At 63.1% G+C, this 10,266-nt stretch carries 11 protein-coding genes and 1 pseudogene; 9 read left to right on the top strand and 3 right to left on the bottom strand.

From position 1 onward, the window contains the following. The 3 genes and pseudogenes from AC0L2D_RS17115 to AC0L2D_RS17105 form a co-directional block, all read right to left on the bottom strand. Positions 1–200 (bottom strand): NAD(P)-binding domain-containing protein (locus AC0L2D_RS17115; protein WP_473541631.1); only part of this gene is annotated, 200 nt, incomplete at its 3' end. Between the two features lie 1,012 nt (positions 201–1,212). Beyond that, positions 1,213–1,466: pseudogene (gene groEL, locus AC0L2D_RS17110) on the bottom strand (chaperonin GroEL); the annotation flags it as partial. Between the two features lie 37 nt (positions 1,467–1,503). Next, positions 1,504–1,893: a hypothetical protein gene (locus AC0L2D_RS17105; protein ID WP_473541635.1), complete on the bottom strand. Its 390-nt coding sequence runs from the start codon at positions 1,891–1,893 to the stop codon at positions 1,504–1,506. 445 nt (positions 1,894–2,338) lie between these two features. On the opposite strand from AC0L2D_RS17105, the gene queC reads away from it, so the two are divergent. From queC to AC0L2D_RS17060, 9 genes are all read left to right on the top strand, one after another. Beyond that, a complete protein-coding gene (gene queC / locus AC0L2D_RS17100; RefSeq protein ID WP_473541630.1) occupies positions 2,339–3,037 on the top strand; it encodes a 7-cyano-7-deazaguanine synthase QueC in 699 nt (232 codons plus the stop codon). Continuing rightward, positions 3,037–3,393, top strand: coding sequence for a 6-carboxytetrahydropterin synthase QueD (gene queD, locus AC0L2D_RS17095; protein ID WP_473541629.1), 357 nt, complete (start codon positions 3,037–3,039; stop codon positions 3,391–3,393). Before queC ends, queD begins: the two co-directional genes overlap by 1 nt. Then, positions 3,390–4,124 (top strand): 7-carboxy-7-deazaguanine synthase QueE, encoded by a 735-nt coding sequence (gene queE / locus AC0L2D_RS17090; protein ID WP_473541628.1) that lies wholly within the window; start codon positions 3,390–3,392, stop codon positions 4,122–4,124. Before queD ends, queE begins: the two co-directional genes overlap by 4 nt. Before the next feature lie 566 nt (positions 4,125–4,690). Next, positions 4,691–5,398 carry a DsbA family protein gene (locus AC0L2D_RS17085; protein ID WP_473541627.1) on the top strand — a complete coding sequence of 236 codons (708 nt, stop codon included), beginning with the start codon at positions 4,691–4,693 and terminating at the stop codon, positions 5,396–5,398. 632 nt (positions 5,399–6,030) lie between these two features. Further along, positions 6,031–6,993, top strand: coding sequence for an ArdC family protein (locus AC0L2D_RS17080; protein WP_473541626.1), 963 nt, complete (start codon positions 6,031–6,033; stop codon positions 6,991–6,993). Then, the gene (locus tag AC0L2D_RS17075; RefSeq protein ID WP_473541625.1) at positions 6,990–7,136 is read left to right on the top strand and encodes a hypothetical protein; all 147 of its coding nucleotides are present in this window, start codon (positions 6,990–6,992) and stop codon (positions 7,134–7,136) included. The genes AC0L2D_RS17080 and AC0L2D_RS17075 overlap by 4 nt, the downstream gene beginning before the upstream one ends. Then, positions 7,133–7,543 carry a DUF2958 domain-containing protein gene (locus tag AC0L2D_RS17070; RefSeq protein WP_473541624.1) on the top strand — a complete coding sequence of 137 codons (411 nt, stop codon included), beginning with the start codon at positions 7,133–7,135 and terminating at the stop codon, positions 7,541–7,543. Before AC0L2D_RS17075 ends, AC0L2D_RS17070 begins: the two co-directional genes overlap by 4 nt. An 84-nt stretch (positions 7,544–7,627) precedes the next feature. Beyond that, positions 7,628–9,355 carry a ParB/RepB/Spo0J family partition protein gene (locus AC0L2D_RS17065; RefSeq protein WP_473541623.1) on the top strand — a complete coding sequence of 576 codons (1,728 nt, stop codon included), beginning with the start codon at positions 7,628–7,630 and terminating at the stop codon, positions 9,353–9,355. A 527-nt stretch (positions 9,356–9,882) separates the two neighbouring features. Continuing rightward, on the top strand, positions 9,883–10,206 hold the full coding sequence (locus AC0L2D_RS17060) for a DUF736 domain-containing protein (RefSeq protein WP_013533279.1): 324 nt from the start codon (positions 9,883–9,885) through the stop codon (positions 10,204–10,206). Positions 10,207–10,266: the final 60 nt, after the last annotated feature.

Genomic DNA, 10,266 nt, shown 5'->3' with positions numbered 1-10,266 from the left:
TGCCACCGGGCTCCTTTTTCGACCACGTCTTCCGCGGCTGCGGGATCGATATCGTAGACGTTCACCAGATAGCCGGCCTGCAGGAGCTTGGCGATCATCGGTCTTCCCATGCTGCCGGTACCAATGAATCCGATGCGTTCAGTGTTGTGGAAATGAGCGGCGCTTACAGCCCCTGCGGCAGACACTGGGTTCCCTTTCATAGATGCAGTCGCGCGCTTCTCTTAATGGCGCGCCGAATAGTAGTAAATAGACATCGGCATGGCGATGGGAGCAACGGGAAATGTGTGAAAACAATTGGCATTTATGTTGCAAATCTACTGGCGATTGTTAAATTGTGGTTGGAAAAATTTCAATTGTGCTTTGCCGTCGAGTTAGAGAGTCTTTCATCCGGGTCGACCGACCGATCATCGATCATGGTGATCGCTCGCAGGCTAAGATGTGAGTCTGACTGGGTCGAAGGCTTGCTAATGGGCGAGCGCTTCGCCGCCTGGCTTAGGAACATGGCTTGTCGAAGGCGAGGGTGCGCCAAATCATCGAGATGGCCGTGCGGCCGCAAGCTGAACGTTCAAGCCCAAGTCCGCCCCGATTACATGGTCGAGCGTCCATAGGTGTGGAAGCTGGCGGATCTGCATGGACTCGGAAGCGTCACGCCGCACCACTTCTTTACGGAGCCGGAACGCGGGATCACTGGAGCGGTTGGTCGACAAAAAGGGAGTATTTTTCCGAGCCGCGCACAGGCAACACGTGAGCTGGCGCGCCTCGCGTGGCAAAAGGAGAAGCGCGAGAGACCATGGCCTGCAATGGAGCGATCAAGCATGGCGGTAGTGCAACCAAGCTGCCCGGCTGACGATCCGGTCCGCGGCCTTCGGTGCAACTCGCCTTGGAACCGGCCCTCCAGAATTGAGCGCAGCGAAAACCGGTTGAACCCAGGAGGCGCAGGCCGGCCGGACACACGAGGAAATCACCATACGTTTCGAGAGACCGCGCATGACCGAGATCTCGCCTCGGGCCAGTTCCGGCGAGGGGATACTTTGCTTTCTCTCGGGAATATGAGTGAGTGTTGAGGGGCGCTCGACAGACCCCCGCCAAGCCCGCGTCGCGCACGACAAAAGACGGGTGTGGACATCTCAATAAGCTCCCGACAGGCTAGACGCCCGTGCGGTTATGAGGGCAGTGCCGGTCCAGCTGACACCTGGCATGTGTGCTGAACTTTATCGCGTGCTCCGCCAAGTCGACCTGATGCGGGTGACCGAAGTCCGGTGCCTTGACCGCGGCGATCTTCATTCCACCGCGCAGCTTGTTGACGACCAGTGTGGCCAGGGCCTCCTTGACGTCTTCCGAGATGATGAGCAGCGGCTTGGAGGTTTGCACGACGGCTTCAAGAACTGGCAGCATGGCCTGCAGGTTGGAGAGCTTCTTCTCGTGGAGATGTAGGCGTCCTCGAGATCGGCAACCCCTCTGGCAGGCTGCGGTCGGGCGGATCACACATCCATTGCGGTCGCGCTAACCGCCAAGCATATGACCGGCATTTCGTAAGGCGCCGAGGAAGAGACCGGCATGGACGGTAACATTGATCTTGGCTTGCATCGCCAGGGGCATGCTGGTCCAGTCCTCCAACGGCGCCATCAGATCTGCGAAAGTGCTGTTCACCATGCAATAGTGGGTAACAAGGCCTTGTCTGTCCAACGCCACCACGCCAGTCCATTCGGCTCGATACCGGATGGCTGCGACCCTCTGCACCTGCGCGTCACCGTACACCCGCACGTCGAAAACCAAGGTACCCTGGCTCCTCGCCGCTATCTCCACGGCTCTTTCGCTGAAGCTTAGCGAGAGGGAGCGGACGCTTTCGACCGCCATCTGGAAAATCGCCCAATCCAGTTCATCCGAGGCCATGGCGGCAATAGCGCGCAACGGAGGGGTGATTGCAACGACGCACACGGCTTGTTCACAGATGTCGGCTGACGACCAATCCTTAGCGGTCCTGCCGCCCCGCCACCGGCTGACCGCGATGTCCGGTCGGACCGATGCTGAAGCGGGGGGCACGCCTACCGCCGCTAAACCTGGACCTGGTGCACTCGCGTCCACTCCCTTCCGCATCGCCTTGCCAAGCAGCGCGTGGCCTCCACAGCCCATGGCGCGAGGACGCGCCGCATTTGTGCTCCTGAACATGTGCCCGGGGTAGAACATCCAGCAACGAGGCTCAGTCCCCCTGTTCGCCACCCTGCAGCACCCCGGGTCAGCGCATCAGCCAGGGTTCACAAAGTTGGCTGGCCGGGGTAGGGGAAGCGCAGAGAAATCTCCGGTCGCAGCCTTACCCGGTCAAAACAAGGATACCATGATGAAGACTCTCGTCATCTGCTCCGGCGGATTGGACTCTGTTTCCCTTGCCCACAAAGTGGCGTCGGAGCACGAACTCACCGGGCTCCTGTCCTTCGACTACGGCCAGCGGCACAGGAAAGAATTGAGATTCGCCGCTCTGTGCGCGGAGCGACTGAACGTTGCGCATCAGATCATCGACATCCGCCAAATCGGCCGCGGCCTTCGCGGCTCGGCGCTGACCGACAGTGTCGACGTGCCCGACGGCCACTACGCAGAAGACACCATGAAGATCACGGTGGTGCCGAACAGGAACGCCATCATGCTGGCAATCGCGTTTGGTCTTGCCGCCGCGCATAAGGCGGAAGCGGTGGCGATGGCCGCTCATGGCGGGGACCATTTCATCTATCCAGACTGCCGTCCCGCCTTCATCGAAGCTTTCCAGACGATGCAGGACCGAGCGCTCGACGGCGACACGCAGATCCGCCTTTACACGCCCTATGTGAACCTCACAAAGGCGGACATCGTCGGCGATGGAGCAGGATACGGAACCCCATTTGCGCAGACCTGGTCCTGCTACAAGGGCGGCGAGCGTCACTGCGGACGGTGCGGGACCTGCGTCGAGCGACGCGAGGCGTTTCATCTCGCGCAGCACGCCGATCCGACCGAGTATGAGGATACCGATTTCTGGCTTGAGGCGCTGCGGAGGCGGAGCGCCTGATGTTCCGCATCACCAAGGAATTCCACTTCTCGGCCTCGCATCAGCTCACCTCCTTGCCACCTGAACACCAGTGCGCGCGCCTGCACGGGCATAACTACATCGTCCAAGTGGAGCTCTCGGCCGAGGAGCTGAACGCGCACGGCTTCGTGCGCGACTATCACGATCTGGCGCCGCTCAAACGCTATATCGACGAGAGCTTGGACCACCGGCACCTCAACGACGCGTTGGCACATGAGCAGGTCACGGCGGAATACTTGGCCAGGCATTTCTATGAATGGTGCAAGGCACGGCTGCCGGAAACCGCCGCCGTGAGGGTGAGCGAAACCCCGAAAACCTGGGCGGAGTACCGACCGTGACGGACACGCGCCCCGCAATCCGGGTGAGCGAGATATTTGGGCCGACGATCCAGGGCGAGGGCGTGCTCATCGGTTTGCCGACCGTCTTCATCAGAACCGGCGGCTGTGACTACCGCTGTTCCTGGTGCGACAGCCTCCATGCGGTTGACAACCAATTCCGCCATGAATGGAAGATGATGCCGGTGGATGCGGTGTGGCAAAGCGTGGTTGCGCTTTCCGGCGGCCGGCCGGTGATGGTGTCGCTGTCAGGCGGCAACCCCGCCATTCAGCCCTTTGGCGGGCTGATTCAGCGAGGCCATGCTGAAGGTTACCGCTTTGCGCTGGAAACCCAGGGTTCGGTGGTCAAGGACTGGTTTGCCGAGCTTGATGTGCTGGTCCTCAGCCCAAAGCCTCCGTCGAGCGAAATGCGGCCCGACTGGGCCGCCTTGGAGGCCTGCATCGAAGCGGCGCGGGAGAAGCCGCAAGTCGTGCTCAAGCTCGTTGTTTTCGACGAGGGTGACTATGCGTTCGCCAAAGACGCCGCCGCGCGATTTCCACGCCTCCCGGTCTATCTGCAACCTGGCAATCACACCCCACCGCGCCTTGGCGATGAAGACGCACCTGTCGACCTTGACGGAATCATGAGACGCATGGAGTGGCTGATCGACAAGGTGACGCGAGACAGGTGGTTCGAAGCACGCATTTTGCCGCAGCTGCACGTTCTGCTCTGGGGCAACAGGAGGGCCGTCTAGCTCCTACTTGCCCGTGGGTGCAGCACCCGTCGGATCTTCGGCTGACGGACTCACGCGGATGTGACAGCGCTGCCGGCGTAACCGCGCGCTGCTCAAGGCGGAGACCAACCAGGCGCTTGCAAAGCGAGCGCGAACCGGAGGGGCTTAGCTGTCGCTCCGGCTTTGTGACAGCTCGCGTGCGTGTGAAACCTCACAAAACCATTTTCTACAAAGTGCCGAGACAGAGGCGCCAACAAATCCCCGAATGGGCATGAATGGTTCCCGACTTTGTGTCGCAAATCCTTCGCATGTTCCGCCGTTTCATGGTGTGCCGGACCAAAGCCGTCGCGCGTGGCCACGCGGGTGTTCGTGTCCGCTGCGTAAGCCAAACGGCGATCGCGCCAATGTCCTAGCCGGCCTTTTCGCAGCGCAGCGCTCACCTGCGTTCCTGCCCCCACTGGCACGCTATTTGCGGCACCGGGGTGCGGCGCTTGACCGGAGCGCGGCGACGGGAGAAGCGCGGCCACACGGCGGGAGCCGGTGCTGCGGGCGTCCTGTCCTGCCGTTTATGTTCGATGGAGCCACCCATGTCCCGATTGAATGCCGCGCTTGTCGCGGCGATCGCTCTCTTGGTGTTCGCGCTGGGAGTGTTGAAACATCGTCAGGATGCGGCCGAGTACCTGCAGCGTCTGGAAGACCAGCGCCAGATAGCGGCTGACTTGCGCATACGCATTCCGCAGCGGCGCGACGCCCTCCTCAACGACCCAGCCTCGCCAATCGCGGGCAATCCCTTGGGCGATATCGCTGTTGTCTCGTTCTTCGACTACAACTGCGGCTATTGCCGGGCGGCAGCCCTCCACCTCATTCAAGCCCTCAGGGATGATCCCAATGTGAAGCTTGTGTTCAAGGACTTCCCAATCCTGGGGCCAGGTTCCAGATTCGCAGCGCGCGCAGCGCTCGCCTCGCACAAACAGGGGAAGTACGAGGCGTTCCACCTCGCCCTCATGGCTTTCCCCGGCTCCATCAACGAGCGCAGCACCTTGACCGTTGCAGAGCGTGTGGGCCTCGATCTCGAGCAACTGAAGCGGGACATGCAAGACCCGGCGATCACAGATGCCATCACACGCAATTTCGCACTCGCCAAAGATTTGTATATCGACGGCACACCTGCGTTGGTGATCGGCGACGAAGTGATCCCAGGGGAAATCGGGATGGCCAGACTGCAACGCTCCATCGCTGAAGCGCGCGCGAAGGCAAAGGTACAATCTTCGGCAGCCGCAAAATCGGCATTTTGACATACTGTCGGCAAATGCTGTGGTCACCGGTTCGTTTGTCGGAGTGGTTTTGATGTGCTCCTGAGCGCCTTTTTCGTGGTTGGCTTCTTGACCGCATCGTGACGCCGGCGGGCGCGACGCCGAACATGGCACCGTCTCCCGGTGTGCGGCTACATCAAACGAACATTCGCGGCGGCTGCGACCTCGCTTCCTGGACGCTGTGATCCAGCAAGGGGCGCCGAGGCGTGGAGATTCGCTGCCCTGCGACATCGGCTCAAGGAGTCCTGAATCCCGCGCGCCTGAAGGCGCGCGCCGGGTGCTCGTGCACCGAGCCCGCTTTTTCCTCGGCAGGCTCGGGCGGTCTCGGCCATCCGGCTTCGCCCCCTGGCTCGGGCAGCCTGGCGGCTGCTGACGGCCGCCGGCCGATTGGCCGGCGTGGTTTTCATGGTGGCCTTCCCCGGTGGCGCGCGGTGGGCGGCTCTCCCTTCTAGGCCCGCCGCGGCGTCCCGCAACCCTTCGCTGCGCTTCGGGTCCTCCTCTCCGTTCCGGTCCTTCGGATGCGGTCCGCCTTTCACGGCGGGCCTTTCCGGTCGTTTTCGCCGCCCACCCCGCTTCCGGGGGAGGGCGCGATTTGGCGAGCGGAGGACCAGGGCATGCGTTCAAACAACAAGCGTTCCGGCAGCCGAAAGGCGGGCGCAAGCAGGGGCGGGCGCGCAGGCGCCAGCCTTTATCAGGAGATCACCGACCGCATCATTGCCGAGCTCGAGCGCGGTATCGTGCCATGGGTCAAGCCCTGGGGAAGCGCAAAGGCAGGCCTTGGCCTGCCCAGGAATGCGGCCACCGAGCGCCGCTATTCCGGCATCAATATCCTGATCCTTTGGGGCGCGGTGATCGAGCGCGGCTATGCCAGCCAGAACTGGCTGACCTTCCGGCAGGCGCTTGCCCTTGGCGCCAATGTCAGGAAAGGCGAGCGCGGCACGACCATCGTTCACGCCGACCGCTTTGTTCCGAAAAACGAAAAGCAACGCGCCAAGGTCGATGGCGACGAACCGCAGGCCGTGCCTTACCTGAAGCGCTTCACCGTCTTCAATGTCGCGCAGTGCGATAACCTGCCCGAACATCTCCATGCCGCCGCCGAACCGCTGCCGCAGCGCCAGATCATCCCGCAGGCCGAGGCGCTCATTCGCGCAACCGGCGCGGATGTCCGCATCGGCGGCGATCGCGCTTTCTACATGCCGGGCAGCGACTTCATTCAGGTGCCGCCGCAACCGGCCTTCTTTCAGCAGGTCAACTATTACCGCACCTGCTTTCACGAGCTTGGCCACTGGACTGGCCACCCGACGCGCCTTGCGCGCGACCTCTCCGGCTCGTTCGGCTGCAAGGTCTATGCGCGCGAGGAACTGGTCGCTGAAATCTGCGCAGCCTTCGTCTGCAGCACTGTCGGCATCGAGCCGACCGTGCGCCATGCCGATTATATCGGCTCATGGCTGACGGTGCTGCGCGAGGACAATCGCGCCATCTTCCGCGCCGCCAGCCATGCCTCGAAAGCCGCCGATCTCCTGCTCGGCTTCAATGCCGACGTCGAAGGCGATGCGCATGCCGAAATCGCCGCATGAGCGCGCCCGATCGCCATGCCGACAGGCTTGCGCTTCTGATGGCGCGCGATGCGGCCGCGCCGCGCACAAGCCGCTCGATATCGGCGGGTTTGTCTCAGCCGCTCTCAATCAGCACCAACCGTTTTGAAGGAACGCCGCAATGATCCTGATCACCGACGAACTGCGCCTTCTTCTGCTCGCCAATGGCGCTGCCGAGACCGAAACCGACCATGTTCCGGTCGTGAAACTGTTCAATCCGGTCGGCTCCGCCACCTGGCTTCTGAGCGAGCTCGACGCCGACGGCGATACACTCTTCGGCCTTTGTGATCTCGGTTTTGGCTTCCCTGAACTGGGCAGCGTCAGCCTTGCCGAGCTCCAAGCCGTCAAGGGACCGCTTGGCCTGGGCATCGAGCGCGACCTGTACTTCAAGGCGCGGTTTCCGCTCTCTGTCTATGCCGAAGCCGCTCGCCTGTGCGGCCACGTCACCGAGGCCGAACGGCTCTTGCGGCAGGCCGCCGCCGCCCTCTCGCTTTCCCTTCCCGAGCTTCCGCCCGACCGGGCGGAACAATAGCGCCATCCGGCGCAAAACCGTCGCGCCGCTCGGCCTGCGGCCTCGCGGTCAGGCACTTTCAGGCCACAGCAAAGGAGAAAGACCATGCAGCTTGCCCACGTTTCCATCGACCAATTGAGCGTCGCCGCCGCCAACATGCGACATTCCAAACGCGCGCCCGACATCTCCGACATCCTGCCGTCGGTGCGCGCGCGCGGCGTCCTCGTTCCGCTGCTGGTGCGGCCCAACGGCTCGCCCGAAACGTTCGAGATCGTCGCCGGACGGCGACGCTATTTCGCCGCCAAGACCGTCGCCGACGAGCGCGGCGAGGCCGAGCCGCTGCCATGCGCCATCATGGAGGATGGTGACGACGCCGACGCGCTCGAAGCCTCCCTGATCGAAAACATCGCCCGCCTCGATCCCGACGAGGTCTCGCAATGGGAAACCTTTACCCGCCTCATCAGGGAAGGTCGCACCATTGCCGATATCGCGGCCACTTTCGGCCTCACCCAGCATCAGGTGAAGCGCATTCTGGCGCTCGGCGAGCTTCTGCCTAGGATTCGCGAAGCCTATCGCCGCGAGGAAATCGACGCCGAGACGGTGCGCCACCTCACCATGGCCTCGAAGGCGCAGCAGAAGGACTGGCTGGCGCTTTTTGCCGATCCCGACAACCGCGCGCCGCGCGGCTGGCAATTGAAGCAATGGCTGTTTGGCGGCCAGTCGATCTCGACCAAGGTGGCGCTGTTTGCCATCGAGGATTATCCCGGCCTGATCGTCTCCGATCTGTTCGGCGAGGAAACCTATTTTGCCGACGCCGACCTGTTCTGGCTCAAGCAGAACGAGGCGATAGCCGCCAGACGCGATGCCTATCGTGAGGCCGGATGGAGCGACGTGATCGTGCTCGAGCCGGGTCAGCATTTCTACGCATGGGACTACGAAAAGACGCCGAAGAAGAAGGGCGGCAAGGTCTTTATATCAGTCTCGCATCGCGGCGAGGTCGGGTGTCACGAGGGCTGGCTATCGCACAAGGAAGCCCGCCGCGCCCGCGCCAATGGCGAGGCCGCTGAGGCCGAGACCCCGGATAAACCGTCGCGGCCCGAACTCACCGGACCGATGCAGAACTATGTCGATCTGCACCGCCATGCCGCCGTGCGCTTGGCGCTCCTCGACCATCCGGCAGCAGCACTTCGCCTGATGGTGGCGCATGCGATCGCCGGCTCAAGCCTGTGGCAGGTGCGGACAGAGCCGCAGCGCGCCGCCAACGAGACAGTTGCCGCGAGCCTCGCAGCCTGCAAGGCCGAGGCCGCCTTCGCGAATAAGCGGCGTGCGGTCCTGGCGCTGCTTGGACGATCCGACGAGGATGGCACAATCGCTGGCGGCAATGGCGGCGACATCGGCACGGCAACCCTGTTTGCGCATCTGCTGACGCTGTCCGACGACGATGTCCTGCGCGTCCTTGGCATCGTCATGGCCGAGACGCTTGAAGCCGGCAGCGCCGTCATCGAGGCGCTCGGCAATCATCTGAATGTCGACCTCGCCGCTTGCTGGCAACCGGACGACGCCTTCTTCGAGCTGTTGCGCGACAAGGAAATTGCCAATTCCATGCTAGCCGAACTCGGCGGCAAGCATGTCGCGGACGGCAATGTCGCCGAGAAGGTGAAGACGCAAAAGACGATCATCCGCGACTTTCTTTCCGGCGAGAACGGCCGCGACAAGGTGGGAAGCTGGCTGCCGCGCTGGATGAAATTCCCGGTCGAAAGCTACACGCAGCGAGGCGGCTTGCGCACCGCCGATCAATGGGCGCGGGTCCGGTCCCTGTTCGGCTGCCAATAGGCGTCACGCTGGGCGGCGGCTCCAGAATGGCCGCCGCCCGGCAAAGTACCCCGGTCGCACTGGGCGCATGTTCGGGACCTTTGCCCCCGCGTCCCCGCGGCAATCCAGCCTGGCAAACCGCCTTAATCCCGATCGTTCAGCCCGTCGGATGCCTGCTCCGGCGCCGACCCGTGGGCACGATGTCGATCGGCATGCCACGGCATCAGCCCGCAGTCCCGCAAATCCCGGCTGTCCTGGCTTGGCTGCAGCGATCGCGCTTGCCACGAACTCCTTGCTCCCTGCCAGGACCATCCCCTGCGGCTGGCTTGTTGACCTATGGACGGGTCCGGCCGCCCGAAACCCTCGCCAGCAGCTTTTTTCCCCGCCGCCTGCGGCGGCTTCCTCGCGCCGCTCCGCTTCAAAAAAGCTGCCTGCTCGGGTCCTCCGCTGGCGCTGCGGCCCTGTCGGGTTCAGGCGCTCCGGACGCGTCCATCACGGTCCGCCATCGCAGGGGATGGTCCCCGGCGACAGCAAAAGGAGACTTCGAAATGACCGCGATCGGTTACGTCAACAAGCAGGAAAACGGCGCCTACAAGGGCCAGCTCAAGACGCTCAGCGTCCGCGCCGACATCGACATCATCCCCAACCAGGCCAAGAGCGCCGACAACCATCCCGACTACCGGGTGCTGACGCAAGGGGTCGAAGTTGGCGCCGGCTGGATCCGCACCGGTGAGACGTCCGGCAAGGATTATGTGAGCCTGTCGATTGCAGCGCCGGAGTTCGGGCCGCGCAAGCTCTACGCCAATCTGGGCCGCGCCGCCGGCCAGGACGATGACGACACCTACGCGATCATCTGGAACCCGGCCGATTGATCCGATCGGCCCCGAGCCTCGCGCCGCAACCGGCGCGGGGCTCTTGTCACAGGAGCGGCG

The organism is Mesorhizobium sp. WSM4833 (genome assembly GCF_055811095.1).
The sequence above is the reverse complement of the archived record's forward strand: the minus strand, read 5'-3'. Positions and strand labels throughout refer to the sequence as shown.

Excerpts from the sequence above, each read along its gene's own strand:
- queD (WP_473541629.1), top strand. The coding sequence starts at position 3,037 with ATGTTCCGCATCACCAAGGAATTCCACTTCTCGGCCTCGCATCAGCTC.
- AC0L2D_RS17070 (WP_473541624.1), top strand. The coding sequence starts at position 7,133 with ATGATCCTGATCACCGACGAACTGCGCCTTCTTCTGCTCGCCAATGGC.
- AC0L2D_RS17085 (WP_473541627.1), top strand. The coding sequence starts at position 4,691 with ATGTCCCGATTGAATGCCGCGCTTGTCGCGGCGATCGCTCTCTTGGTG.
- AC0L2D_RS17060 (WP_013533279.1), top strand. The coding sequence starts at position 9,883 with ATGACCGCGATCGGTTACGTCAACAAGCAGGAAAACGGCGCCTACAAG.
- AC0L2D_RS17065 (WP_473541623.1), top strand. The coding sequence starts at position 7,628 with ATGCAGCTTGCCCACGTTTCCATCGACCAATTGAGCGTCGCCGCCGCC.
- queC (WP_473541630.1), top strand. The coding sequence starts at position 2,339 with ATGAAGACTCTCGTCATCTGCTCCGGCGGATTGGACTCTGTTTCCCTT.
- AC0L2D_RS17105 (WP_473541635.1), bottom strand. The coding sequence starts at position 1,893 with ATGGCCTCGGATGAACTGGATTGGGCGATTTTCCAGATGGCGGTCGAA.
- AC0L2D_RS17080 (WP_473541626.1), top strand. The coding sequence starts at position 6,031 with ATGCGTTCAAACAACAAGCGTTCCGGCAGCCGAAAGGCGGGCGCAAGC.
- AC0L2D_RS17075 (WP_473541625.1), top strand. The coding sequence starts at position 6,990 with ATGAGCGCGCCCGATCGCCATGCCGACAGGCTTGCGCTTCTGATGGCG.